Source organism: Pantoea sp. UBA5035 (assembly GCF_002415245.1).
GTDB classification, from domain to species: Bacteria; Pseudomonadota; Gammaproteobacteria; order Enterobacterales; family Enterobacteriaceae; genus Pantoea; species Pantoea septica.
Genome location: NZ_DICD01000004.1, coordinates 1 through 24637 on the forward strand (window position 1 = coordinate 1; position 24637 = coordinate 24637).

Annotated in this window: 23 protein-coding genes, 5 tRNA genes and 1 other annotated feature; of the genes, 7 read left to right on the top strand and 21 right to left on the bottom strand. The window is 55.9% G+C overall.

The window, feature by feature from the left end; translation table 11 throughout:
- Window positions 1–450 precede the first annotated feature (450 nt).
- The 3 genes from clpB to rluD all read right to left on the bottom strand — a co-directional run bounded on the left by clpB (window position 451) and on the right by rluD (window position 4855).
- Complete coding sequence (gene clpB / locus B3229_RS03055) at window positions 451–3024, bottom strand: ATP-dependent chaperone ClpB (RefSeq protein ID WP_033751987.1); 2574 nt, start codon at window positions 3022–3024, stop codon at window positions 451–453.
- A 125-nt stretch (window positions 3025–3149) separates the two neighbouring features.
- Window positions 3150–3878, bottom strand: coding sequence for a purine nucleoside phosphorylase YfiH (gene yfiH / locus B3229_RS03060; RefSeq protein ID WP_048785030.1), 729 nt, complete (start codon window positions 3876–3878; stop codon window positions 3150–3152).
- Window positions 3875–4855, bottom strand: coding sequence for a 23S rRNA pseudouridine(1911/1915/1917) synthase RluD (gene rluD, locus B3229_RS03065; protein WP_033751993.1), 981 nt, complete (start codon window positions 4853–4855; stop codon window positions 3875–3877). The genes yfiH and rluD overlap by 4 nt, the downstream gene beginning before the upstream one ends.
- Before the next feature lie 131 nt (window positions 4856–4986).
- Between rluD and bamD the strand changes: the two genes are divergently transcribed.
- From bamD to pheA, 4 genes are all read left to right on the top strand, one after another.
- Window positions 4987–5721: an outer membrane protein assembly factor BamD gene (bamD, locus tag B3229_RS03070; protein ID WP_096073934.1), complete on the top strand. Its 735-nt coding sequence runs from the start codon at window positions 4987–4989 to the stop codon at window positions 5719–5721.
- A 272-nt stretch (window positions 5722–5993) separates the two neighbouring features.
- Window positions 5994–6320, top strand: a complete 327-nt coding sequence (gene raiA / locus B3229_RS03075) for a ribosome-associated translation inhibitor RaiA (protein WP_033751998.1) — start codon at window positions 5994–5996, stop codon at window positions 6318–6320.
- A gap of 98 nt (window positions 6321–6418) precedes the next feature.
- Window positions 6419–6543 (top strand) — a sequence feature (Phe leader region).
- Window positions 6420–6467, top strand: a complete 48-nt coding sequence (pheL, locus tag B3229_RS03080; RefSeq protein WP_100279143.1) for a pheA operon leader peptide PheL — start codon at window positions 6420–6422, stop codon at window positions 6465–6467. (Overlaps the previous feature by 48 nt.)
- A 22-nt stretch (window positions 6544–6565) precedes the next feature.
- On the top strand, window positions 6566–7732 hold the full coding sequence (gene pheA / locus B3229_RS03085) for a bifunctional chorismate mutase/prephenate dehydratase (RefSeq protein WP_033752000.1): 1167 nt from the start codon (window positions 6566–6568) through the stop codon (window positions 7730–7732).
- 67 nt (window positions 7733–7799) lie between these two features.
- On the opposite strand, the gene tyrA is transcribed toward pheA, so the two are convergent.
- Both tyrA and B3229_RS03095 read right to left on the bottom strand, forming a co-directional pair.
- On the bottom strand, window positions 7800–8921 hold the full coding sequence (tyrA, locus tag B3229_RS03090) for a bifunctional chorismate mutase/prephenate dehydrogenase (RefSeq protein WP_286868530.1): 1122 nt from the start codon (window positions 8919–8921) through the stop codon (window positions 7800–7802).
- 6 nt (window positions 8922–8927) lie between these two features.
- Window positions 8928–10007 (bottom strand): 3-deoxy-7-phosphoheptulonate synthase, encoded by a 1080-nt coding sequence (locus tag B3229_RS03095; RefSeq protein WP_033752005.1) that lies wholly within the window; start codon window positions 10005–10007, stop codon window positions 8928–8930.
- 287 nt (window positions 10008–10294) lie between these two features.
- On the opposite strand from B3229_RS03095, the gene B3229_RS03100 reads away from it, so the two are divergent.
- Window positions 10295–10834, top strand: coding sequence for a GNAT family N-acetyltransferase (locus tag B3229_RS03100; RefSeq protein WP_286868532.1), 540 nt, complete (start codon window positions 10295–10297; stop codon window positions 10832–10834).
- A gap of 67 nt (window positions 10835–10901) precedes the next feature.
- Here the strand turns inward: B3229_RS03100 and rplS are convergent, their stop codons facing one another.
- The 5 genes from rplS to ffh form a co-directional block, all read right to left on the bottom strand.
- Window positions 10902–11249: a 50S ribosomal protein L19 gene (gene rplS, locus B3229_RS03105; RefSeq protein WP_033752010.1), complete on the bottom strand. Its 348-nt coding sequence runs from the start codon at window positions 11247–11249 to the stop codon at window positions 10902–10904.
- A gap of 42 nt (window positions 11250–11291) precedes the next feature.
- Window positions 11292–12053: a tRNA (guanosine(37)-N1)-methyltransferase TrmD gene (trmD, locus tag B3229_RS03110; protein WP_033752014.1), complete on the bottom strand. Its 762-nt coding sequence runs from the start codon at window positions 12051–12053 to the stop codon at window positions 11292–11294.
- Window positions 12054–12088: 35 nt separating this feature from the next.
- Window positions 12089–12637 carry a ribosome maturation factor RimM gene (rimM, locus tag B3229_RS03115; RefSeq protein ID WP_033752018.1) on the bottom strand — a complete coding sequence of 183 codons (549 nt, stop codon included), beginning with the start codon at window positions 12635–12637 and terminating at the stop codon, window positions 12089–12091.
- A gap of 18 nt (window positions 12638–12655) precedes the next feature.
- Window positions 12656–12904 (bottom strand): 30S ribosomal protein S16, encoded by a 249-nt coding sequence (gene rpsP / locus B3229_RS03120; protein WP_033791972.1) that lies wholly within the window; start codon window positions 12902–12904, stop codon window positions 12656–12658.
- A 144-nt stretch (window positions 12905–13048) separates the two neighbouring features.
- A complete protein-coding gene (gene ffh, locus B3229_RS03125) occupies window positions 13049–14410 on the bottom strand; it encodes a signal recognition particle protein (protein WP_033752026.1) in 1362 nt (453 codons plus the stop codon).
- 167 nt (window positions 14411–14577) lie between these two features.
- Here ffh and B3229_RS03130 point away from each other — a divergent pair, with 167 nt between their 5' ends.
- Together B3229_RS03130 and B3229_RS03135 are read left to right on the top strand one after the other, a co-directional pair.
- Window positions 14578–15375, top strand: coding sequence for a cytochrome C assembly family protein (locus B3229_RS03130; protein WP_286868540.1), 798 nt, complete (start codon window positions 14578–14580; stop codon window positions 15373–15375).
- 18 nt (window positions 15376–15393) lie between these two features.
- Window positions 15394–16680, top strand: a complete 1287-nt coding sequence (locus tag B3229_RS03135) for an HlyC/CorC family transporter (protein WP_277269303.1) — start codon at window positions 15394–15396, stop codon at window positions 16678–16680.
- A 67-nt stretch (window positions 16681–16747) separates the two neighbouring features.
- Here the strand turns inward: B3229_RS03135 and luxS are convergent, their stop codons facing one another.
- The 11 genes from luxS to alaS all read right to left on the bottom strand — a co-directional run bounded on the left by luxS (window position 16748) and on the right by alaS (window position 24506).
- Window positions 16748–17263, bottom strand: a complete 516-nt coding sequence (gene luxS, locus B3229_RS03140) for an S-ribosylhomocysteine lyase (RefSeq protein WP_033752034.1) — start codon at window positions 17261–17263, stop codon at window positions 16748–16750.
- Window positions 17264–17412: 149 nt separating this feature from the next.
- Complete coding sequence (gene gshA, locus B3229_RS03145) at window positions 17413–19017, bottom strand: glutamate--cysteine ligase (RefSeq protein ID WP_286868543.1); 1605 nt, start codon at window positions 19015–19017, stop codon at window positions 17413–17415.
- A gap of 31 nt (window positions 19018–19048) precedes the next feature.
- Window positions 19049–19477 carry a YqaA family protein gene (locus tag B3229_RS03150; protein ID WP_033752039.1) on the bottom strand — a complete coding sequence of 143 codons (429 nt, stop codon included), beginning with the start codon at window positions 19475–19477 and terminating at the stop codon, window positions 19049–19051.
- Window positions 19474–20040 (bottom strand): fructose-1-phosphate/6-phosphogluconate phosphatase, encoded by a 567-nt coding sequence (gene yqaB / locus B3229_RS03155; RefSeq protein WP_286868546.1) that lies wholly within the window; start codon window positions 20038–20040, stop codon window positions 19474–19476. Before yqaB ends, B3229_RS03150 begins: the two co-directional genes overlap by 4 nt.
- A gap of 403 nt (window positions 20041–20443) precedes the next feature.
- Window positions 20444–20520: transfer RNA gene (locus B3229_RS03160), tRNA-Arg, on the bottom strand.
- A 104-nt stretch (window positions 20521–20624) separates the two neighbouring features.
- A tRNA-Arg gene (locus B3229_RS03165) sits at window positions 20625–20701 on the bottom strand.
- Window positions 20702–20796: 95 nt separating this feature from the next.
- Window positions 20797–20873: transfer RNA gene (locus B3229_RS03170), tRNA-Arg, on the bottom strand.
- Window positions 20874–20965: 92 nt separating this feature from the next.
- Window positions 20966–21042 (bottom strand) — tRNA-Arg (locus B3229_RS03175).
- Between the two features lie 9 nt (window positions 21043–21051).
- Window positions 21052–21144: transfer RNA gene (locus tag B3229_RS03180), tRNA-Ser, on the bottom strand.
- Window positions 21145–21441: 297 nt separating this feature from the next.
- Window positions 21442–21627: a carbon storage regulator CsrA gene (csrA, locus tag B3229_RS03185; protein WP_004155916.1), complete on the bottom strand. Its 186-nt coding sequence runs from the start codon at window positions 21625–21627 to the stop codon at window positions 21442–21444.
- 251 nt (window positions 21628–21878) lie between these two features.
- Entirely contained in the window at window positions 21879–24506 is a 2628-nt protein-coding gene (gene alaS, locus B3229_RS03190; protein ID WP_286868592.1) for an alanine--tRNA ligase, read from the bottom strand.
- Window positions 24507–24637 lie beyond the last annotated feature (131 nt).

Genomic DNA, 24637 nt, shown 5'->3' on the forward strand with positions numbered 1-24637 from the left:
TAACAGGTACTCATCTGTCAAACGTCATAATGAATGTCATTATGTGTTCACTCGTGACGCTTGATATTTTTTAAGTCCGAAGAATTTTGAAATCTACTCTCTAGTGCCCACACAGATTTTCTGATAAAATGTTAAAGAGCGGTGCAGTCAGCGGCCGAGCCTGCTGCTGCGAGGTGGCGTATATTACGCTACTCTCCTTCGGAGTCAACCCCTTTTTTTCAGGGATTTCATCCGGCGGCTCAGCTTCCCGAGCCTCCTGAACACCGCCTTTCGTAAGCCGTTGTGCCGTGTCAGTGGAGGCGCATTATAGGGAGTTCTTCCGGGCTGACAAGCGCTAATTTAAACTTTTTTACCAACCGCCTGTTTTCCAGGCAATACGCTGAAAATTGCGTCAAAATAGCGTTTTTTAGCAAAAAAAACGGGCCCGAAGGCCCGTTTCGCTGATGTCAGTTACTGATGAGCGACGATTTCGCCCTCTTTGACGTCCATTTCGATGGTTTTGCCCGGCACCAGCTGACCGGAAAGGATCTGCTGCGCCAGCGGGTTTTCGATCTGCTGCTGAATCGCACGTTTCAAAGGACGCGCGCCATAGACCGGATCGTAGCCGTTCTCCCCCAGCAGCTTCAGCGCTTCGTCGGAGATATGCAGCTGGTAGCCGCGTTCATCCAGACGTTTATACAGACGCTGCAGCTGAATCTGCGCAATAGAAGCAATATGCTGCTCGCCCAGCGGATGGAACACCACCACTTCGTCGATACGGTTGACGAACTCCGGACGGAAGTGATGGCCGACCACATTCATCACCACATCTTTCATTTCCGCGTAGTTCAGTTCGCCGAAGCGTTCCTGAATCAGATCGGAGCCCAGGTTCGACGTCATGATTACAACGGTATTGCGGAAGTCGACGGTGCGCCCCTGTCCATCCGTCAGACGTCCGTCGTCCAGTACCTGCAGCAGAATGTTAAACACATCCGGATGCGCTTTCTCTACCTCATCCAGCAGAATGACCGAGTAAGGACGACGACGCACCGCTTCTGTCAGATAGCCGCCCTCTTCATAACCGACATATCCCGGAGGCGCGCCCACCAGCCGCGACACGGAATGTTTTTCCATGAATTCCGACATGTCGATGCGCACCATAGCGTCGTCGCTGTCGAAGAGGAAATTCGCCAGCGCTTTGCAGAGCTCGGTTTTACCCACCCCGGTCGGGCCAAGGAACAGGAACGAACCGATGGGACGATTTGGGTCAGATAAGCCTGCGCGGCTACGACGAATCGCGTTCGATACTGCTTCCACCGCCTCGTTCTGGCCGATAACGCGCGCGTGCAGATCCTGCTCCATACGCAGCAGCTTATCGCGCTCGCCTTCCATCATGCGCGCCACCGGAATGCCGGTCCAGCGCGCCAGCACGTCGGCGATCTCGACATCGGTAACGCGGTTGCGCAGCAGCTTCATGGTTTTACCTTCAGACTGCGTGGCAGCCGCCAGCTGTTTTTCCAGCTCCGGGATCTTGCCATACTGCAGTTCGGACATTTGCGCCAGATCGCCCACGCGACGCGCCTGCTCCAGCGACAAACGCGCCTGCTCCAGTTCCGCCTTGATATTCTGCGTGCCGGTAAGAGAGGCTTTTTCCGCTTTCCACTCCTCTTCCAGCTCCGCGTATTCGCGCTCTTTCTGATCGAGTTCGCTTTCCAGCATCTCGAGCCGCTTAATGCTGGCGTCATCCGACTCTTTCTTCAGCGCCTGCTGCTCCAGCTTCAGCTGAATGATGCGGCGCTCCAGGCGATCGAGCGGTTCCGGTTTCGAGTCGATCTGCAGACGGATGCTGGACGCGGCCTCGTCGATCAGGTCAATGGCTTTATCCGGCAGCTGACGGTCGGCGATATAGCGATGCGACAGCGTCGCCGCCGCGACAATCGCCGGGTCGGTGATCTGCACATGGTGATGCAGCTCATAGCGCTCTTTCAGCCCGCGCAGGATAGCGATGGTGTCTTCTACACTCGGTTCGGCGACGTAGACTTTCTGGAAACGACGCTCCAGCGCGGCATCTTTTTCGATGTACTGCCGATATTCGTCCAGCGTGGTCGCGCCGACGCAGTGCAGCTCGCCGCGCGCCAGCGCCGGCTTCAGCATATTGCCGGCATCCATCGCGCCGTCGGCTTTACCGGCACCGACCATGGTATGCAGCTCATCGATAAACAGGATAACGTTGCCTTCCTGCTTCGACAGATCGTTAAGTACGCCTTTCAAACGCTCTTCGAACTCGCCGCGGTATTTTGCGCCCGCCACCAGCGCGCCCATATCCAGCGCCAGTACGCGACGGCCTTTCAGCCCTTCCGGCACTTCGCCGTTAATGATGCGCTGCGCCAGGCCTTCTACGATGGCGGTTTTACCCACACCCGGTTCACCAATCAGCACCGGGTTGTTTTTGGTGCGGCGCTGCAGCACCTGAATAGTGCGGCGGATCTCTTCGTCACGGCCGATGACCGGGTCGAGCTTGCCCTGTTCGGCGCGCTCGGTCAGGTCGATGGTGTATTTCTTTAATGCCTGGCGCTGATCTTCAGCCCCTTGATCGTTCACGTTGTCGCCTCCACGCAGCTGCTCAATCGCTTTGGTTAGCTTGTCAGTGGTCGCACCGGCCGATTTCAGCAGATCGGCTAAAGAGCCGCGCGAGTCGAGGGCAGCCAGAACAAAGAGTTCAGATGAGATAAAATTATCGCCGCGCTTCTGCGCCAGCTTGTCACACAGGTTAAGCACGCGAACCAGGTCAGCGGACGGTTGAACATCCCCTTCGCTGCCTTCTACCTGGGGTAAACGGTTGATCGCCTGCTCGACGCCGTTGCGCAGAGCGGCAACGTCAACGCCTGCGGAGGCTAATAACGGACGAACGGATCCACCTTCCTGATTGAGCAGCGCGCTCATCAGATGCAGAGGTTCAATAAATTGGTTGTCGTGTCCCAGAGCCAGGGACTGCGCGTCGGCAAGGGCCAGTTGGAATTTGTTGGTAAGACGATCCAGACGCATGATTCCTCCCATTACAGGTCAAAATGCTACTGGAGATTAAAATGAGGTCATCCCTCAAATTTTCAAGGTTAATGACCTGCATCATGAGCAAAAAATACGCTACTGGATCGTCTTGTGGCGTAAGGTTATCTCAGCCAAATTAAAGAAGCCATACGCCCGGTGGTTCCGTCGCGTCGGAAGGAGAAAAAATCGCCACTCTCATGAAAGGTGCAGCGGCGCGTCATGCTCACGGAGGTGACGCCCGCCGCCTGCAGCCGCTGCTGCGCAAGCAGCCAGATATCAGCGAAATACTTAGCGCCCGCCGGACGAAAGGCCTGCTGAGCACGGGTGTCATGCGCCATAAACGCATCGCGCACTTCGCTGCCGACTTCAAAGGCGTCGGGACCGATGGCCGGCCCAAGCCAGGCGTGTATCTGGCTGGCTGGCGCAGCGAACCGCGCCAGCGTATTTTCCAGCACGCCCGCGCACAGGCCGCGCCAGCCGGCATGCGCCGCGGCAACTTCGCTGCCGTCATAAGAGCAGAACAGCACCGGCAGACAATCCGCCGTCATCACCGCGCACACCACGCCCGCTTCGCGCGTGATGCAGGCATCCGCCCGTAAGGGCTCCATCTGCTCAGCTGGCAGGCGAACCACATCGGTGCCGTGAACCTGCTCAAGCCAGTGCGGCATCGCCGGCAACGCGGCGCGCGTTACCAGGCTCTGTCGGTTGGCAGCCACGTGTGCCGGATCGTCACCGACATGGCCGCCCAGGTTGAACGCATCCCACGGTGCCAGGCTGGCGCCATCGCCGCGTAGCGTTGAGCAGGCTCCCACGCTGGCGGGCGCGGGCCAGTCCGGCAGGACCCAACTCATAGCCAGTCCATCTGATCGCGGAACTCTTCGGTATCCGCTTTCAGTACCTCAATCAGCTCCACCATGTCCTGCGGCAGCGGCGCATGCCACTCCATCTCGATTCCGGTAATCGGATGGTAAAGACGCAGCATGGTCGCGTGCAGCGCCTGGCGATCGAACGCGCGCAGCGTAGCGATGAACTGATCCGAGGCGCCTTTCGGCGGACGCGGACGGCCGCCGTATAGCGGATCGCCTACCAGCGGATGGTTAATGTGCGACATATGCACGCGAATCTGATGCGTACGGCCGGTTTCGAGACGCAGACGCAGACGCGTATGGGCGCGGAAGTGCTCCATAATACGGTAGTGCGTTACCGCCGGTTTACCCATCGGATGCACGGCCATATGGGTGCGTTTGGTCGAGTGACGGCTGATGGGCTCGTTTACCGTGCCGCCCGCCGTCATCGTTCCAATTGCCACCGCTTCGTACTCGCGGGTGATTTCGCGCAGCTGCAGCGTTTCCACCAGGTGGGTCTGCGCCGGGACGGTTTTCGCCACCACCATCAGCCCGGTGGTGTCTTTATCCAGTCGATGCACGATACCGGCGCGCGGCACGTCGGCAATGGCCGGATAGTGATAAAGCAGCGCATTCAGTACGGTGCCGTCCGGGTTGCCAGCGCCGGGATGTACCACCAGATCGCGCGGCTTGTTGATCACCAGAATATCGTCATCTTCATACACGATGTTCAGCGGGATGTTTTGCGCTTCCCAGCGCTGCTCTTCTTCGATTTCTGCATCGATGGCGACCTGTTCGCCGCCCAATACTTTCTCTTTCGGTTTATCGACGATCGCGCCGTTAACGCTGACGCGCCGGTCAAGGATCCATTCTTTTATGCGCGAGCGTGAATAATCGGGGAACAATTCCGCCAAAGTTTGATCTAAGCGTTGTCCCAGCTGCGCTTCGGAGACCGTTGCGGTGAGTTGAACTTGTTGTGCCATATACAGCTTCTTCGTTAACGTTGGGTTTTCACGGCGATGCCGTTTAATATAATGTGCTATCGTACCTGGTCATTACCGGGAGCTATACGGACAGCTTCCGCCATAACAAATTTGAGGATAACCATTTCGTCATGACGCGTATGAAATATCTGGTGGCTGCTGCCACACTGAGCCTGGCCCTTGTGGGTTGTTCCAGCTCAAAGGACACAGTACCGGACAGCCCGCCTTCCGAAATCTACGCTACCGCTCAGGAAAAGCTGCAGGACGGTAACTTTAAAGCGGCGATTAAGCAACTGGAAGCGCTGGACAACCGTTATCCTTTTGGTCCTTATTCTCAGCAGGTACAGCTTGATTTGATCTATGCCTACTACAAAAACGCCGATTTACCGTTGGCGCAGGCTGCCATAGATCGCTTTATGCGTCTCAACCCGACCCATCCGAACATCGACTACGTTATCTATATGCGCGGCCTGACGGATATGGCGCTGGACGACTCTGCGCTGCAGGGTTTCTTCGGCATTGACCGTTCCGATCGCGATCCGACCCATGCTCGCGACGCATTTCGCGACTTCTCGCAGCTGCTGCGTAACTATCCAAACAGCCAGTATGCAGCCGATGCGCAAAAACGCCTGGTCTATCTGAAAGACCGCCTGGCGAAATATGAGCTGTCGGTGGCGCAATTCTATACTAAGCGCGAAGCGTATGTCGCGGTAGTTAACCGCGTTGAAGGCATGATGCGCGATTATCCTGATACGCAGGCCACGCGCGATGCGCTGCCGCTGATGGAAAAAGCCTATCGTAATCTGCAGCTGAATGCCGAAGCGGACAAAGTGGCGAAAATTATCGCCGCAAACAGCGCCAGCTAAAACTGAGTCGAAAAAAATGAAAAAGCAGCCGTAATGGCTGCTTTTTTATGGGCGAAAAATCGACGGCTTCGTGAATTCCTCGCTGATGTAACCCGTCAATCATGCGCCTCTCCACGCACCGATTCAAGGCATTTCGGCCACATTCCCAGCCTTTCTCACAAATCATTGCCATTGACAAAAAGTGACATTTTTTCGTGATCAAAATCACACATTTCATTGTTCAGCGCGTTATGCTGGATCTACCCAGACGGAAATGACAGAGAGGTAGACCTATGATTCTGAACATTACCAGCAAACAAATGGAAATCACCGCGGCTATCCGCGACCATGTCGAAGACCGTCTCGCCAAGCTGGAAAAATGGCAAGCTCATCTGATAAATCCGCACATCGTTCTCTCTAAAGCGCCGAAAGAATTCGTGGCCGACGCCACGATCAATACGCCCAACGGCACGCTGGTCGCCAGCGCTAAGCACGAGGATATGTATACGGCGATTAACGATCTCATCGGTAAGCTTGAGCGTCAGTTGAATAAGGTTCAGCATAAGCCTGAAGCCCGTCGGGCTGCGACCAGCGTGAAAAATTTCACGCCGGCCACCTGATACACACAGTTTTAGCAAACGCGCCTGCGGGCGCGTTTTTTATTGACAGCCTTAAATCAGTACGGGTACTCTCGAATCACCTTTTGAATGGAAATCACCATGAAACGTCTGCCGTTTTTCTTCGCTTTCTTTTTTACCTTCCCCTGACTGGGAGGCGATTCGTCGTGTGAAAACGAAAGCGAAGACGAACAACAAAGCCTCCCAACCGGGAGGCTTTTTTATTGGACAGCTTACAGGTGAGCCCTATGAATCCCGATAATCCCTTGCTGGCGCTGCGTGACCAAATCAGCGCCGTTGATGAGAAACTGCTGACGCTGCTGGCTGAGCGTCGCGCGCTGGCCGTAAAGGTCGCCGAAGCGAAACTGGCCACGCACCGGCCGATTCGCGATATCGAACGCGAGCGTGCGCTGCTGGAGCACCTGATCGTGCTCGGCAAAAAACATCAGCTGGACGCGCACTACATCACCCGCCTGTTCCAGCAAATCATTGAAGATTCTGTTCTGACGCAGCAGGCGCTGCTGCAGAAAAACCTGAACCATGCTCATGCGCTGGCGGCGCGCATCGCTTTCCTTGGCCCGAAAGGTTCCTATTCCCATCTCGCCGCACGTCAGTATGCCGCGCGCCACTTCGACAATATGGTGGAGATCGGCTGCCTGAAGTTTCAGGATATTATTCGTCAGGTTGAAAACGGCCAGGCTGATTACGCGGTGCTGCCGATTGAAAACACCAGTTCCGGCTCGATCAACGACGTTTACGATCTGCTGCAGCAGACCAGCCTCTCGATTGTGGGCGAACTGACCCAGCCTATCGAGCACTGCGTGCTGGTAACAGGCGACACCGATCTGCAGCAGATTGAAACCGTTTATAGTCACCCGCAGCCGTTCCAGCAGTGCAGCCAGTTTATTAGTCGTTTTCCGCACTGGAAAATCGAATATACCGAGAGCACCGCTGCCGCTATGGAAAAAGTCGCGGCGCTGAACTCACCGAAAGCGGCCGCGCTGGGCAGCGAGGCGGGCGGCGAGCTCTATCATCTGCAGGTGCTGGAACGCAATCTGGCGAATCAGCAGCAAAACCATACCCGCTTTATCGTTCTGGCGCGTAAGGCCATCGCCGTCTCCGATCAGGTTCCGGCGAAAACCACGCTGCTGATGGCGACCGGCCAGCAGGCGGGCGCACTGGTGGAGGCGCTGCTGGTGCTGCGTCAGCATAACCTGATTATGAGCAAGCTGGAGTCGCGCCCGATTAACGGCAACCCGTGGGAAGAGATGTTTTATATCGACGTGCAGGGCAATCTGGAGTCCGACAGCATGCAGCAGGCGCTGCAGGAGCTAAAAGGGCTGACCCGCATGCTGAAAGTGCTGGGATGCTATCCCGGCGAGAATGTCGTCGCGGTGGAGCCGCGCAGCGCATAACAGAACGGCATCCGTAAGGATGCCGTTTTTAATTGCGGTTCAGGGGCTGGCATAAGTGAGCCGCTTTTTACGGTCTACTGTCGTTAGCGGAGCGCAGCAGGCTGCGGCTTTCAACCATAAAGCGTTTAGCGTGATCGCCAAACCAGTGCTCGACGCGGTTGAAGCTGGCGATAAACGCCTGCTTATCGCCCTGCTCCAGCAGCTGAATAGCTTCGCCGAAGCGCTGGTAATAACGTTTAATCAGCGCCAGATTGCTTTCCGAGGACATAATGATGTCCGCATAGAGCTGAGGATCCTGCGCGAACAGCCGCCCCACCATCGCCAGTTCGAGACGATAAATCGGCGACGAGAGCGCCAGCAGCTGATCAAGATTGACGTTCTCTTCCGCGAGATGCAGGCCGTAGGCGAAGGTCGCGAAGTGGCGCAGCGCCTGTATAAACGCCATATTCTGGTCGTGCTCAACCGCACTGATGCGATGCAGCCGCGCGCCCCACACCTGAATCTGCTCCAGGAACCACTGATAGGCTTCAGGCTGGCGCCCGTCGCACCAGACCACCACCTGCTTCGCCAGACTGCCGCTGTCCGGTCCGAACATGGGATGCAGACCCAGCACCGGGCCCGCATGCGCCGCCAGCATCGCCTGCAAGGGACGGTTCTTGACCGAGGCCAGATCCACCAGAATACAGTCTTCCGGCAGCGGCGGCAGCTGCGCGATTACCTGCTCCGTAAGATGGATCGGCACGCTGATAATCACCATGCCGGCATCGCTCAGCAGAGAGGGCGCGCGATCCCAGTCCTCTTTATCCAGCGTCTTCACGCTGTAGCCCGACAGCGTCAGCATGCGCGCAAACAAGCTGCCCATCTGCCCTTTTCCGCCGACGATTACCACCGGACGCAGCGCCGGATTAAGGGTTTTAAAGCCTTTATCGTTCTCGCTGGTATAGGACTCGCGCATCACGCGGCGCAGGATATCTTCAATCAGATCGGGCGGAACGCCGAGCGCTTCCGCCTCTTTACGGCGCGAAGCCAGCATTGACGCTTCGCGCTCCGGTACGTAGATAGGCAAGCCGTAACGGCTTTTTACTTCGCCTACTTCAGCTACCAGCTCCAGGCGTTTCGCCAGCAGATCCAGCAGCGCCTTATCGACAGTATCAATTTGATCGCGCAGCGCGGTCAGTTCAGCCACCATTGCTTATTACACCTCGTGTGACAGACGCGCCGACAGCACCTCTTGCAGATCCTGATGCATCTCGCGCAGCAGCGTTTCGGTAGTTTCCCAGTTGATGCAGGCATCCGTCACGGAAACACCGTATTTCATTTCGCTACGCGGCTGCTCGGAAGACTGGCTGCCTTCATTAATGTGGCTCTCCAGCATCAGGCCAATAATCGAGCGGTTGCCATCTTTGATCTGGGCTATCGCCGATTCGGCGACGCCAGGCTGGCGGCGATAGTCTTTGTTAGAATTGCCATGGCTGCAATCTATCATCAAGGCCGGGCGCAGTCCCGCTTTGACCATCTCTTTTTCACACTGCGCCACGTCTTCGGGACCGTAATTCGGCGCTTTGCCGCCGCGCAGAATAACGTGACCATCTGGGTTGCCCTGCGTCTGCAGCAAGCAAACCTGCCCCGCCTGGTTAATGCCGACGAAACGGTGCGGCATCGCGGCGGCGCGCATGGCATTGATCGCGGTGCCGAGGCTGCCGTCGGTGCCATTCTTGAAGCCGACCGGCATTGAGAGGCCTGACGCCATTTCGCGATGGGTTTGCGATTCGGTGGTGCGCGCGCCAATCGCCGACCAGCTGAAGAGATCGCCAAGGTATTGCGGACTATTTGGATCGAGCGCTTCGGTGGCGAGCGGCAGCCCCATCTCAACCAGGTTCACCAGCAGCTGGCGCGCGATATGCAGACCGGCTTCCATATCAAAGGAGTTGTCCATGTAGGGATCGTTGATCAACCCTTTCCAGCCGACGGTGGTGCGGGGTTTTTCGAAATAGACGCGCATAACGATATAGAGCTGATCCTTCAGCTGGTCAGAGAGATCTTTCAGGCGACGAGCGTAATCCAGAGCGGCTTCAGTGTCATGGATCGAACAGGGACCGCAAACCACCAGCAGACGCGGATCGCGGCCGGCGATGATGTCGGAAATGGTCTGCCGCGAAGCGGCGATCTGCGCTTCCTGCTGGGCAGTCAGCGGAAACTTCGCTTTCAGCTCTTCCGGCGTAATTAAAATCTGTTCATTAGCAATGTGGACATTGTTCAGCGCGTCTTTTTGCATGGCTACGATCCTTTTTTCCTCGTTATGCGATGAATGATCCTCTGACAGGATAGAGGACACTCTATCACAGAACGTAAAACACGCAATCCATTAATGTACACTTTTATTACCACTCAAGCATATCGCATGCACGCCAATTTAAAAAATTCATATTTTTTATATAATTAAATATAAACCCCGCAAAACAAACCTCAAACAAGTGTAAAAAATAAATTACACAACAAGTTTAGCATTCTCTCTTATCGCCTGATACGCTTTGCTAAAACCCTTTTTTCATCAGGTACTTTATGACTTCTCTGGCCTCTTCGGTTCGCCTGCGTCCTTTTACCCGCGACGACATTCCTGCCTTTACCGCAGCCGTTAACGCCTCGCTGGATACGCTGCAGCCCTGGATGGTATGGGCGCATCCAGACTATCAACCCGAAGAGGCAGCGAGCTGGATCGCTTTTACGCAGCAGCAGCGAATAAAGGGCGAAGCGGAAGAGTTCGCCATTGTTGACGATCGGGGTCGTTTGCTGGGCGGCGCCGGGATCCGTTTTGCCCGCGAGCCGGGTCAGTTCGCCGCGTTGGGATACTGGGTACGTAGCGATATGCAGCGACAGGGCGTCGCCAGCCGCGCCGTTGCGCTGCTGCTTGCGATGGGGTTTGCGCGACCGGAGGTAAAGGTCATCGAAATCCTTGCGGCGGAAGAGAACCGCCCCAGCCGCGCGGTAGCGGAGCGCTGCGGCGCGCGCTTTATCGATATGCGCTACGGTTTAATCGTGCTGGAGAGCGGGCCGGTGAACACGGCGATATACCACGTGCATCGTCCCGAAGCGCAGGCATAAAAAAGGGGCTGGCATCACGCCAACCCCTTGTTTGCTATTAACTTTTAGATGTCGCGTTAGCGATACCTTAGTTAAGACGCTCTTTGATACGAGCTGACTTACCAGTACGCTCACGCAGGTAGTACAGTTTGGCTTTACGCACAGCACCACGGCGTTTGACAGAAATGCTGTCGATGACCGGAGAGTGAGTCTGGAAGACACGCTCAACGCCTTCGCCGTTAGAAATCTTACGAACAGTGAATGCAGAGTGCAGACCGCGGTTACGAATAGCGATAACCACGCCCTCGAATGCCTGCAGACGTTTTTTAGAACCTTCAACGACCCATACTTTCACTTCCACGGAATCACCCGGGCGGAAGGAAGGTACGTCCTGTTTCATCTGCTCTTGTTCAATTTGCTTGATAATGTTGCTCATAATTAAATCTCTTATCCTGGGTAAACTGATAGTCGCGGGAGATTACTCTGCCGCCTCATCGTTTTGTTGCTGATGTTCCAGCTGGAACGCTTTCAGCAACCTTGCTTGCTCTTCAGTCAGAGCCAGGTTTTCCAGAAGTTCAGGTCTTCTTAGCCAGGTACGGCCCAGCGACTGTTTCAGGCGCCAACGGCGAATCTCTGCATGGTTGCCAGACAGTAAAACTGCCGGTACCTCCATGCCTTCCAGCACTTCAGGTCGGGTATAGTGAGGACAGTCCAGCAAACCGTCAGAGAACGAATCCTCCTCGGCTGACGCCTGCTTGCCCAGCACGCCGGGAATTAACCGGGCCACTGAATCAATCATCGTCATGGCTGGCAGTTCGCCGCCGCTGAGCACGTAGTCGCCGATTGACCACTCTTCGTCAATTTCGGTTTTAATCACGCGCTCATCAATACCTTCGTAGCGGCCGCAGACCAGAATTAACTTCTGCTGCGTCGCCAGTTCGCAAACGCCCTGTTGGTCAAGTTTGCGTCCCTGAGGTGACAGGTAGATCACCCTGGCCCCTTCTCCCGCCGCCGCTTTCGCTGCGTGGATTGCATCCCGTAAGGGCTGCACCATCATCAACATTCCCGGTCCGCCGCCGTATGGACGATCGTCCACCGTGCGGTGCCGGTCGTGAGCGAAATCGCGAGGACTCCAGCTCTCGATGCTGAGCAGGCCATTTTTTACTGCCCGGCCAGTTACCCCGTAATCGGTAATTGCGCGAAACATCTCTGGAAAGAGGCTAATAACACCAATCCACATCGTTTTCGCCGTTACGTTACCTTGCGATTCGGAGATCAAAAACCAGGATCCCAGTCTACTTCAATGACGCCAGTAGCGAGATCGACTTTCTTGATAACCTGTTCATCAAGAAACGGAATTAACCGCTCCTTCACACCGAACGCATCTTTCAGGTTCGCCTTAACGACGAGAACGTCGTTCGAGCCGGTCTCCATCATATCGATGACTTTGCCCATCTCGTAGCCGTCAACGTTTACTACCTGGAGACCCATCAGGTCTTTCCAGTAGTAATCGCCGTCATCCAGCTGCGGCAGCTGCGCCGAGTCGACCGTAATTTCGCAATTGGTCAACTGCGTCGCCGCGTCCCGATCGTCAATGCCTTTGACTTTGATGATCAGGTCCTGATTGTGATGCCGCCAACTTTCCAGCTCAACCTGCTGCCATTTACCGGCGCGCTGAATGAACCAGGGTTGGTAGTCGAAGATACTTTCGGCCGCTTCGGTGGAGGAAAACACTTTGAGCCAGCCACGTATGCCGTAGGCAGCGCCCATTTTGCCCAACACAAGGGGCTTAACGGGAGGCTGTGCGGCAACTTCTTTGCTCATGCTCACCACCGTGACAGATTAAGCTGCTTTTTTTGCTTCTTTGATCAGCGCGTTAACGCGATCGGAAAGCGTTGCGCCCTGGCCAACCCAGTGCTCGATGCGGTCCAGATCCAGACGCAGCGATTCAGCCTGACCAGAAGCGATCGGGTTGAAGAAGCCTACGCGCTCGATGAAGCGACCGTTACGTGCATTGCGGCTGTCAGTAACGACGACCTGATAGAACGGACGCTTTTTAGCGCCGTGACGTGCCAAACGAATTGTTACCATAACATCCTCTTAAGTTAATAAAACAACCGGGCCCCATTGAGGGAACGGGGCCCGGGTGCAATATAAAAAGCCCGAAAATTTTACTCATTTCGGCGCAAAAAGCAACCTGTGAGGGCAACCTTTCGGGCTTTTATTGCCGAACGCTTAGCGTCCGGGGAATCCTGGGGGCATCATGCCTTTCATACCGCGCATCATTTTCGCCATGCCGCCCTTCTTCATTTTCTTCATCATGCGCTGCATATCGTCGAACTGCTTCAGCAAGCGGTTGACGTCCTGCACCTGCATGCCGGCGCCGGTAGCGATGCGGCGTTTGCGCGAGCCTTTGATAATCTCCGGCTTTTCGCGCTCTTTGCGCGTCATGGAGTTGATAATCGCCTCCATACGCACCAGCACCTTATCGTCCATCTGCGACTTTACGTTGTCCGGCAGCTGCCCCATGCCCGGCAGTTTGCCCATCAGGCTCGCCATGCCGCCCATGTTGCGCATCTGCTTAAGCTGCTCGAGAAAGTCGTTGAGGTCGAAGCCGTCGCCGGTTTTGAGTTTTTTCGCCAGCTTTTCCGCCTGATCGCGGTCAACCTTGCTCTCGATATCCTCGATCAGCGACAGCACGTCGCCCATGCCGAGAATACGCGAGGCGATACGATCGGGATAGAACGGCTCCAGCGCCTCGGTCTTCTCGCCGACGCCCATAAACTTGATCGGTTTGCCGGTGATATGACGAATCGACAGAGCCGCACCGCCGCGCGCGTCGCCGTCGACCTTCGTCAGGATAACGCCGGTCAGGGGCAGCGCTTCGTTAAAGGCTTTCGCCGTGTTCGCCGCATCCTGGCCGGTCATGGCGTCAACCACGAACAGCGTTTCGACCGGATTGATCGCGGCGTGCACCTGTTTGATCTCATCCATCATCGCTTCGTCGACGTGCAGACGACCGGCGGTATCCACCAGCAGCACGTCGTAGAACTGCAGCTTCGCTTCTTTCAGCGCGTTCTTAACGATATCGACCGGCTTCTGGCTCAGATCGGACGGACAAAAATCGACGCCGACCTGCTGCGCCAGCGTCTCAAGCTGTTTGATCGCCGCCGGGCGATAAACGTCCGCAGAGACGACCAGCACTTTCTTCTTATGCTTTTCGCGCAGGAATTTACCCAGTTTGCCGACGCTGGTGGTTTTACCCGCGCCCTGCAGACCCGCCATCAGCACCACGGCCGGCGGCTGCGCGGCCAGGTTAAGCGCGTTGTTCTCCGCGCCCATCGCCGCAACCAGCTCGTTGCGCACGATTTTGATAAACTCCTGGCCCGGCGTCAGGCTTTTGTTGACGTCGTGACCCACCGCGCTCTCTTTGACGCGGTTGATAAAGTCGCGCACCACCGGCAGCGCAACGTCCGCTTCCAGCAGCGCCATGCGCACTTCGCGCAGCGTGTCTTTGATGTTGTCTTCTGTCAGCCTTCCGCGGCCGCTGATATTGCGCAGGGTTTGCGACAAACGATCGGTTAAATTGTCAAACATTGTCTCTCACTCAAAAAAATCGCGAGGCGCCTGATCGGCATAATGCGGCGGATTATAACACGAAGCTGCAACGATCTCTGCTATTGCGCCTCAGATCGGTTGGAGGCGGCTTCCGCTGGCGCTATACTGCCTTTTTCCTTTCATCTCGCTGATACCTGTAAGGATCTATGTCCGTTTTCTCGCTCCTGGCGCTGTTCGCCTACTCCCTGAGTATTGCACTGATTATTCCCAGCCTGTTGAAGCGTAATAGCGGCTGGCGGCGAATGGCGGTGCTTTCCGCCTGTTTCGCGCTGGTGGCGCACGCCGTGGCGCTGCAGCATCGCATCTTCGCCGTCGACAGCGGGCAGAACCTCAGCCTGCTGAATATCGGCTCGCTGGTGAGCCTGCTTATCTGCGCCATTATGACCATCGTCGCCTCGCGCAACCGCGGCTGGCTGCTGTTGCCGATCGTCTACAGCTTCGCCCTGATCAATCTGGCGTTTGCCACCTTTGTGCCTAACGCCTTTATCACCCATCTTGAAACCACCCCAGGCATGATGATCCATATCGGCCTGTCGCTGTTCGCCTACGCGACGCTGATTATCGCCGCGCTCTACGCGCTGCAGCTGGCATGGATCGACTATCAGCTGAAAAACAAAAAGCTGGCCTTTACCCAGGATATGCCGCCGCTGCTGAGCATCGAGCGTAAAATGTTTCATATCACCCAGGTTGGCGTTGTGCTGCTGACGCTGGTGCTCTGCACCGGCCTGTTTTATATGCATAACCTGTTCAGCGCCGAGAACGTGGATAAGGCGGTGCTGTCGATTCTTGCCTGGTTCGTCTATATCGTTTTGCTCTGGGGCCACTATCATGAAGGCTGGCGCGGACGTCGCGTCGTGTGGTTCAACTGCGGCGGCGCGCTGCTGTTGACTATGGCCTACTTCGGCAGTCGTATCTTACAGCACCTGCTGACTCACTCGTCTTAACCAAAAGGAAGTTCTGCGTTGGAACAGGTTTCAACCACCACCCTTATTATTATTCTGGTCGTTATGGTGCTGGTTTCCGCCTGGTTCGCCGGGTCGGAAACCGGCATGATGACGCTTAACCGCTATAAGCTGCGCCATCAGGCGAAAAACGGCAGCCGCGCCGCACGCCGGGTGGAAAAGCTGCTGCGCCGCCCCGATCGCCTGCTCAGCCTGGTGCTGATCGGCAACAACCTGGTGAATATTCTGGCTTCCGCGCTCGCCACCATCGTGGGCATGCGCCTGCATGGCGATGAGGGCGTCGCCATTGCGACCGGCATCCTGACCTTTGTAGTGCTGGTGTTTGCGGAAGTGCTGCCGAAAACCGTGGCGGCGCTCTATCCCGAGCGGGTCGCCTTTCCCAGCAGCATGCTGCTGGGCCCGCTGCAGATCGTTATGTCGCCGCTGGTCTGGCTGCTGAACACCATCACGCGCCTGCTGATGCGTATGGCCGGCATTAAAACCGAGGGCGCTACCAGCTCGGCGTTAAGCAAAGAAGAGCTGCGCACCATCGTCTACGAGTCGCGCAGCCTGATGTCGCGCCGCAATCAGGATATGCTGCTGTCAGTGCTCGATCTGGAAAAAGTCAGCGTTGACGACATCATGGTGCCGCGCAACGAAATCGTCGGCATCAATATCAACGACGACTGGAAGTCGGTGATGCGCCAGCTCAGCCACTCGCCGCACGGCCGCATCGTGCTGTTCCGCGACTCGCTGGACGACTGCGTCGGCATGCTGCGCGTACGCGAAGCCTGGCGCACCATGACCGAGAAGAAAGAGTTCAACAAAGAAACCCTGCTGCGCGCCGCCGATGAGATCTACTACGTACCAGAAGGCACGCCGCTGAATATTCAGCTGGTGAAGTTCCAGCGCAACAAGAAGAAAGTCGGTCTGGTGGTGGATGAGTATGGCGATATCAAAGGCCTGGTGACCATCGAGGATATCCTGGAAGAGATCGTCGGCGACTTTACCACCTCTATGTCCCCTACCCTCGCGGAAGAAGTTATGCCGCAGAACGACGGCTCAGTGCTGGTGGAAGGCAGCGCCAACGTGCGGGAAATCAACAAGGCGTTTAACTGGCATTTGCCGGAGCAGGAGGCGCGCACCATTAACGGCATGCTGCTGGAAGCGCTGGAGGAGATCCCCGAGATCAATACCCGCGTCGAACTGGCGAACTACGCCGTCGATATTCTTGACGTACAGGACAATATGGTAAAGCAGGTGCGCATTACGCCGCAGACGCCGCTGAAGTCCTCTGTCGGCTCCTGACGACGCCCGCCCATAAAAAACGCCGCATCGATGCGGCGTTTTTTTTACTGCGCGTGACCAACCACGACTAGATGTGCAGCTCCTGCAGCTTTTCAGCCGGCAGCTTCAGATCTTCGTTGCGGTTCACGCCGATATCATGCGCCAGCACGTTGCGCGCGATCTGCTGCGCTTCGTCGAGCGAATGCAGCTTGTAGCTGCCGCACTGGTATTCATTCAGCTCAGGGATCTGATTCTGATCCTTCACCTTCAGAACGTCTTCCATTGCCCCTTTCCATGCGCTGGCAACGCGCTGCTCGTCTGGCGTGCCGATCAGGCTCATGTAGAAACCGGTGCGGCATCCCATTGGAGAGATATCCACGATTTCTACGCCGTCGCCGTTAAGGTGATTACGCATAAAGCCCGCGAAGAGATGCTCGAGCGTATGGATACCGCGCTCGGTCAGGATCTCTTTGTTGGGACGGCAGAAACGCAGGTCAAAAACGGTGATGGTATCGCCATGGGGAGTTTTCATGGTCTTCGCAACACGCACTGCGGGCGCGGCCATAATGGTATGGTCAACGGTAAAACTGTCCAGTAGTGGCATACGTCACCTCCTGTTTTGAAATTTTTTTATAAACGATGAAACTTTTCTGTTCGCCCAACGTCTGAATATATGAAAGACGCGCATTTGTTATCATCATCCCTGACAACAGAGATGTTAATTTGGCCACATTGATGTGGCCTTTTTCTTTTCTAGCCTTCGCGACTGGCGAGGTAAGCCTCAAAATCGAGCGTATCGTCCTCTTCCAGCTTCTTCTGTGCCGCAACCGACTCCAGCGCCTGACGCGTAAAATCTTCTTCGCTAATCACTTCCAGCGGCTCTTCGCACAGCATATGACGATACTGTTCCGCCAGAGCGATGCCGGTATCGGTGACGCCGCTCGCTTTGATCGCCTGCAAAATGCGCGCCGAATAGGTTAGCCCAGGATCGTCAAAGGACGCTACCAGTTGATCGCACACCTGTTGATATTGCGTGCTGCCCTGATTGCTGTCGAGCACTTCCGCCACGCGATGCAGATCGGCGAACAGCGCTTTGCCCACTTCTACCAGCGAATGCTCAGTTTCGCTGCAGCCCACCGAAATTTTCTGGTTCGGCTTACGCCCTTCCAGCACCACGCGATTCCAGTTTTTACGCGTGCACAGCAGCTCATCGGCGCTCATTTCTGGCGCGTCGGCCAGCGTGCACCAGATCAGGAAGAGATCGAGGAAACGCACCTGGTTGGCGTCGACGCCGATTGCGGAGAACGGGTTGATGTCGAGCGAGCGCACTTCGATATACTCGATGCCGCCGCGCAGCAGCGCATCGGAAGGCGCTTCGCCGGAGCGCGTTACGCGCTTCGGACGGATCGGCGCGTAAAGCTCGTTCTCAATCTGCAGTACGTTGGTATTAAGCTGCAGCCAGTTGCCGTCCGCATCTTTCGTGCCCATCGCGGCATACTCTTCAGACGGCGTTTTAATGGCGGCTTTTAACGCCTTAACGTATCCCTCAAGGGAGTTGAAGGTAATGCCGAGACCGCTCTGCGACTTGTTGGTGTAGCCGAGATCGCTCAGGCGCAGCGAGGTCGCATAGGGCAGCCACAGTGAATCTTTGCCGTCGGTTTCAAACGGCAGTTTGCTCTCGCGTCCCTGCAGGAAGCTGGAGCTAATCGCCGGCGAGGCGCCGAAGAGATATGGGATCACCCAGCCGTAACGGTAATAGTTGCGGATAAGACGCAGATAGCCGGCAGAGATGGTCTCTTTGCCGCTTTCGGCATCTTTAACGTCCGCCCATTCCTGCCAGAAGCTCAGCGGCAGCGAGAAGTTATAGTGGATGCCGGAGATGGTCTGCATCAGCGCGCCGTAGCGATTTTTCAGCCCCTGACGATAGAGCGTCTTCATGCGTCCGATGTTAGAACTGCCGTACTGCGCCAGCTCGATGCGATCGGCGTCGTCGATCAAACAAGGCATGCTGAAAGGCCACATACGCTCTTCAGCCAGCTCGCGCGCCACATGGCGATGGATATCGCGCAGAAACGCCAGCATATGGTCGATGTTTTGATCCACCGGCGTGATGAACTCCAGCAGCGTTTCCGCAAAGTCGGTGGTAATCCAGTCATGCTTCAGCGCCGATCCCAGCGAGTCGGGATGGCCGCTTTCCGCCAGATGACCATCAGGCTTGACGCGCAGCGTTTCGCGCTCAATGCCGCGGCCAATACCTTTCAAGGCATTGGGATGCGCCTCCAGCCAGGAGAGCGCTTTAGATACGTCCGGGATCACATTAACCTCCCGCTGGGACAGTAATTTATTTTTGTTCAGCATAATGTTAACCCTAGCCTCGAATCTGTGCGAATCAATGCCACCATTGCAAACCCTGTAAGGTGGCGGTCGCGATAACGATATAACGCAGTGTTTTCCCGACGGCGAGAAACAGCAGGACCGGAAGCCAGGCAAAGCGCATCCAGCCTGCGAGCACGCAGAGCAGGTCGCCGATTACCGGCAGCCAGCTCAGCAACAGCGCTGCAGGTCCCAGTCGGTGCAACCACGTTATTGCTGTGTCATGCCATCGCCCCTGCCGTTTCAACGGCAGTAAGCGACCAAGAAAAATATTGGTTATGCCGCCCAGCGTATTTCCCACTGATGCAGCGACAATCAATCCAAAAACGGAAGCCTTTTTGGCAACCAGTAACGCAATCAGCAGCGCCTCAGAACTTCCCGGTAACAGGGTGGCGCTGAGAAAGCTGCTGCCAAACAGAGAAGCAAGCGCCAGAACGTCGCTCACAGCAGGCGCACGTCAACCACATCCATACCGGCCGCTTTCGCCGCCTGTACGCCAAAATTGGCGTCTTCGAACACTACGCAGCGTCCGGGCTCGACGCCCATCAGCGCTGCGCAGCGTAAAAACGTATCGGGTTCGGGTTTGTGACGCTCGACGTCGTCGGCGCCCACCACCGCAGTGAAGAGCTCGCGAACGCCCAGCTGGTTGAGCAACGCATCCGCCATGCTGTGTTCGCTTCCTGTGCCGACCGCCATCGGACGGCGGCCATGATAGGCTTTCACCACTTCCATCAGCGGAAGCGGACGCACGTTTTCCAGCAGCATGGCCTTAACCGCCGCGGTTTTTTCGGCGGCCAGCTGATACGGATCCTGAGTGGAGCGGTTTTGTTCGATAATAAATTGCGCAAGTCGCCAGGTGGGCGCGCCGTTGAATCCAACCATTTGCGATTCGTCTAACGTCAGTCCATATCGTCCCAGTACCTGATGCCACGCTTTTCGATGTGTCGGCTCGGTATCGAGAATCGTGCCGTCCATATCGAAAATCAGTGCGTCATATTGATCGTACATCGTCACTCCGGACATCCAACAAATGAGCCATTACTTTAGCTTAATGCGTCCAGGTTGTCGCCAGGGGACATGAACAGCAAATGCTTTGAAAGCATTAGCAATTTTTCTTTTCAGAAAAAGGTGATCGCGCGATGCCGGAGATAATTGCCGGAAATTTCAGTGGGTTTGAGTTTTGTTACAGACGTGAATGGTAAGCAAGAAAGGAGAATAAGGCGTATTGAAAAAGGGTTTAGACGGAAGATGAGGTACTGTTCATATCGTGGAGTATGGTGCATCCGGGAGGATTACTCGGCTTTCGCCTCGCCCTGCGGGCCGTTGCTCATGCAACGTTTTCCTCCCTCGTACTGTCAGGCATTCAGTCAGGCCATATCAGTTCGGGGCGCACTGTTCATATCGTAAAGTATGGTGCATCCGGGAGGATTCGAACCTCCGACCGCTCGGTTCGTAGCCGAGTACTCTATCCAGCTGAGCTACGGATGCATCGGGAAAGCATTTTGCAGGGATAAATCAGATAACCAGGAAGTGCCGACAATTACGCGTCTCGCGTTGAGACATCTTGCCCATACTGTCGTTATCGCAAAGTATGGTGCATCCGGGAGGATTCGAACCTCCGACCGCTCGGTTCGTAGCCGAGTACTCTATCCAGCTGAGCTACGGATGCATCGGGAAATCGTTTTGCAGGGATTAAATCAGACAACCAGGAAGTGCCAGAATTAACGCGTCTCGCTTGAGACATCTTACCCATATCCAGAGATATGGTGCATCCGGGAGGATTCGAACCTCCGACCGCTCGGTTCGTAGCCGAGTACTCTATCCAGCTGAGCTACGGATGCATAGATAATTCTTGTACAACGCAGGGTGCTAACAACTCACCGAGAAAGGAACGACTCTTTCACTTACTTTTTTATTCCGCATCTTTAAAAGATGGTGCATCCGGGAGGATTCGAACCTCCGACCGCTCGGTTCGTAGCCGAGTACTCTATCCAGCTGAGCTACGGATGCATCGGAAAATGGCGGTGAGGCGGGGATTCGAACCCCGGATGCAGCTTTTGACCGCATACTCCCTTAGCAGGGGAGCGCCTTCAGCCTCTCGGCCACCTCACCTTACGCGTTCTTCCGAACCGTGCGTCTGAACGTTGTATCTGCTCATCGGCACTGCGTGGCGCACATATTACTTTCCCGCACTTATAAGTCAAACAATTTTTCCCACCGCTCGATCGTTTGCACAAATGACGCTCAATTGGCGTAATTTGCCGACAAAAAGAGTGAATTATCAACAGTAAAAGCGAGCAGTCAGGAAAATAATCAGAAAGACGGAGCGGGAGTAAAACAAGACGAAGCGGGAAGAAAAGAGGCGTAAAGCGGTCGCGCCTCGCAGAATCCTGCGAGGCGCTGAATCCGTTAGTAACTCGTTTGCTGAGTTTTTTCGGCCTGAATGCGCTGATAAATCTCTTCGCGATGCACTGAGACCTCTTTTGGCGCGTTCACACCAATACGAACCTGGTTACCTTTCACACCCAGCACCGTTACAGTCACCTCATCGCCAATCATGAGGGTTTCACCAACTCGACGAGTTAGAATAAGCATTCTTTGCTCCTTGAAAGATTAAAAGAGTCGGGCTCTGTTTGGGCTCCCGGCATTATCCATCATTTAACGCTGAACATTGACTATGACAAATACACCAATGTACGTCGCTACGCCAATACATTCTGCTGATAGTTAGTTTAGCCGAAATACACTACATCAACCTGACTTTGTCATTACCTGATGCACATCGTATTAAAAAGCGCCGGAACCTCAGGCCCTGGCGCTTTTCACGATGCATTGTTCTATTTCGTTTACAGGCGGCTGCTGACCCAGCTTTCAACGCCCGCCAGCGCGCCTTTCAGCGCCTGCGCATCGGTGCCGCCGGCCTGCGCCATATCGGGACGCCCACCGCCTTTGCCACCAACCTGCTGCGCCAGTTCGCCCACCAGCTCGCCCGCTTTTACGCGGTCAGTGAGATCTTTGGTTACGCCTGCAATTAACGACACTTTTCCTTCCGCTACGGTCGCCAGCACAATCACCGCCGAACCCAGCTGATTTTTCAGATCGTCTACCATGGTGCGCAACATTTTCGGCTCTACGTTGCTCAGTTCGCTAACCAGCAGCTTCACGCCTTGAATGTCGATCGCTTTATTGCTCAAAGAAGCGCTCTCAAGCGCAGCCTGCTGATCGCGCAGCTGCTGCAGCTCTTTCTCCAGCGAGCGCACATGATCGACCAGTCCGCGCACCTTGTCGTTCAGATTGCTGCTGTTGGCTTTCACCAACTGCGCAATCTCGTTCAGCTGACTGCTCTGCGCATAAACCTGCGCCAGCGCGCCCTCGCCAGTGACGGCTTCGATACGGCGTACGCCTGCGGCCGTGCCGGACTCGCCTAAAATGCGGAACAGGCCAATATCGCCGGTGCGCGCAGCATGGGTACCGCCGCACAGTTCAATGGAGAAATCGCCCATGGTCAGCACGCGCACGCGCTGATCGTACTTCTCGCCGAACAGCGCCATCGCGCCCTTGCCTTTCGCCGCGTCGATATCCATCACTTCGGTTTCGACCGGCAGGTTGCGGCGGATCTGCGCGTTGACGATCTCTTCGACCTGATGAAGCTCCTGCGGTTTCATCGCTTCAAAATGCGAGAAGTCGAAACGCAGATACTTATCATTGACCAGCGATCCCTTCTGCGCCACATGTTCGCCGAGAACTTCACGCAGCGCCGCGTGCAGCAGATGCGTTGCAGAGTGGTTCAGACGAATGCGCGCGCGGCGCGCTTCGTCAACCTGCGCCTCAACGCGATCGTTGATACGCAGATGACCAGCCGTCAGCTTACCGATATGGCCGATAGCCTGACCATATTTTTGTGTATCCTGGACGCTAAATTCAGCATTCTTCCCTTTCAGCAGGCCTGTATCGCCTACCTGGCCGCCAGATTCACCATAAAACGGCGTTTCGTCCAGCACCACGACCGCTTCCTGACCTGCGGCCACTTCCTCTACCGCGACGCCGTCAACGTAGATCGCCTTCACGCTAGCCGTCAGATCGAGCTGGTCGTAGCCTTTGAAGGCGGAGGCCGCATCGATGCTGATGACGTTGCTGTAATCGGCGCCGAAACCGCTGGCCTCGCGCGCGCGCTGGCGCTGCTGCTCCATCGCTTTTTCAAAACCGGCTTCGTCGATTTTCAGGTTACGCTCGCGGCAGACGTCGGCCGTAAGATCGGCCGGGAAGCCGAAGGTATCGTACAGACGGAAGACGGTTTCGCCGTCCAGCGTATCGCCCTGCAGTTTGGCCAGCTCCTCGTCCAGCAGCGCCAGACCGCGCTCCAGCGTTTTCGCAAACTGCTCTTCTTCAGTCTTGAGTACCGTTTCCACCTGGCTCTGCTGACGTTTAAGATCGTCGCCCGCAGCGCCCATCACCTCGACCAGCGGGGCGACCAGCTTGTAGAAGAACGCCTCTTTCGCGCCCAGCATATTGCCGTGGCGCACCGCGCGACGAATGATGCGGCGCAGTACGTAGCCGCGGTTTTCGTTCGACGGAATAACGCCGTCGGCGATGAGAAACGCGCAGGAGCGGATATGGTCGGCGATAACGCGCAGCGACTTATTGCTGAGGTCAGTCGCGCCGGTGACGCTGGCTACCGCTTTGATCAGTTTGTCGAACAGATCGATTTCATAGTTGGAATTAACGTGCTGCAGCACGGCGGAAATACGCTCCAGACCCATGCCGGTATCGACCGACGGCTTCGGCAGCGGCAGCATGGTGCCGTCCGGCTGACGGTTGAACTGCATAAAGACGATATTCCAGATCTCGATATAGCGATCGCCATCTTCTTCCGGGCTTCCCGGCGGTCCGCCCCAGATATGATCGCCATGATCGTAAAAAATTTCGCTGCACGGTCCGCAAGGACCGGTATCGCCCATCTGCCAGAAGTTGTCAGAGGCGTACGCGCTGCCTTTGTTGTCGCCGATACGAATAATACGCTCGCGCGGCACGCCGATATCGTTGGCCCAGATGTCGTAGGCTTCGTCATCGGTCTCATAAACGGTGACCCACAGACGCTCTTTCGGCAGAGCGAACCAGGTTTCTCCCGTCAGCAGTTCCCAGGCATAAGCAATCGCCTCTTTCTTGAAGTAGTCGCCGAAGCTGAAGTTGCCCAGCATTTCAAAGAAGGTGTGGTGACGTGCGGTATAACCGACGTTTTCCAGATCGTTGTGCTTGCCGCCTGCACGCACGCAGCGCTGCGACGTGGTCGCACGCGAATAGTTGCGCTTGTCCTGCCCAAGAAAAACATCCTTGAACTGAACCATGCCGGCGTTGGTGAACAGCAGCGTCGGGTCGTTGTTCGGTACGAGGGAGCTGCTGGCTACAACCTGATGTCCCTTGCTATGGAAAAAGTCGAGAAACGCTTGACGGATCTCAGCAGTGCTCTTGCTCATATATATCCTGGAATCACGCTAACGAAAGTTCCGTCCGGTCAGACAAGCCGCATCCGCGCAGTTGTCTGTTCAGTGGAACAAAAAGTGGGAATAAGATAAATTTTCTTCACAGGGAAGTAAAACCCCGCGCG

Excerpts from the sequence above, each read along its gene's own strand:
- rplS (WP_033752010.1), bottom strand. The coding sequence starts at position 11,249 with ATGAGCAACATTATCAAGCAAATTGAACAAGAGCAGATGAAACAGGAC.
- yfiH (WP_048785030.1), bottom strand. The coding sequence starts at position 3,878 with ATGAGTTGGGTCCTGCCGGACTGGCCCGCGCCCGCCAGCGTGGGAGCC.
- yqaB (WP_286868546.1), bottom strand. The coding sequence starts at position 20,040 with ATGTACGATCAATATGACGCACTGATTTTCGATATGGACGGCACGATT.
- trmD (WP_033752014.1), bottom strand. The coding sequence starts at position 12,053 with ATGTGGATTGGTGTTATTAGCCTCTTTCCAGAGATGTTTCGCGCAATT.
- pheA (WP_033752000.1), top strand. The coding sequence starts at position 6,566 with ATGAATCCCGATAATCCCTTGCTGGCGCTGCGTGACCAAATCAGCGCC.
- luxS (WP_033752034.1), bottom strand. The coding sequence starts at position 17,263 with ATGCCACTACTGGACAGTTTTACCGTTGACCATACCATTATGGCCGCG.
- B3229_RS03100 (WP_286868532.1), top strand. The coding sequence starts at position 10,295 with ATGACTTCTCTGGCCTCTTCGGTTCGCCTGCGTCCTTTTACCCGCGAC.
- ffh (WP_033752026.1), bottom strand. The coding sequence starts at position 14,410 with ATGTTTGACAATTTAACCGATCGTTTGTCGCAAACCCTGCGCAATATC.
- clpB (WP_033751987.1), bottom strand. The coding sequence starts at position 3,024 with ATGCGTCTGGATCGTCTTACCAACAAATTCCAACTGGCCCTTGCCGAC.
- B3229_RS03130 (WP_286868540.1), top strand. The coding sequence starts at position 14,578 with ATGTCCGTTTTCTCGCTCCTGGCGCTGTTCGCCTACTCCCTGAGTATT.
- tyrA (WP_286868530.1), bottom strand. The coding sequence starts at position 8,921 with ATGGTGGCTGAACTGACCGCGCTGCGCGATCAAATTGATACTGTCGAT.
- gshA (WP_286868543.1), bottom strand. The coding sequence starts at position 19,017 with ATGCTGAACAAAAATAAATTACTGTCCCAGCGGGAGGTTAATGTGATC.
- bamD (WP_096073934.1), top strand. The coding sequence starts at position 4,987 with ATGACGCGTATGAAATATCTGGTGGCTGCTGCCACACTGAGCCTGGCC.
- rluD (WP_033751993.1), bottom strand. The coding sequence starts at position 4,855 with ATGGCACAACAAGTTCAACTCACCGCAACGGTCTCCGAAGCGCAGCTG.
- rpsP (WP_033791972.1), bottom strand. The coding sequence starts at position 12,904 with ATGGTAACAATTCGTTTGGCACGTCACGGCGCTAAAAAGCGTCCGTTC.
- csrA (WP_004155916.1), bottom strand. The coding sequence starts at position 21,627 with ATGCTTATTCTAACTCGTCGAGTTGGTGAAACCCTCATGATTGGCGAT.
- raiA (WP_033751998.1), top strand. The coding sequence starts at position 5,994 with ATGATTCTGAACATTACCAGCAAACAAATGGAAATCACCGCGGCTATC.
- B3229_RS03095 (WP_033752005.1), bottom strand. The coding sequence starts at position 10,007 with ATGCAAAAAGACGCGCTGAACAATGTCCACATTGCTAATGAACAGATT.
- rimM (WP_033752018.1), bottom strand. The coding sequence starts at position 12,637 with ATGAGCAAAGAAGTTGCCGCACAGCCTCCCGTTAAGCCCCTTGTGTTG.
- alaS (WP_286868592.1), bottom strand. The coding sequence starts at position 24,506 with ATGAGCAAGAGCACTGCTGAGATCCGTCAAGCGTTTCTCGACTTTTTC.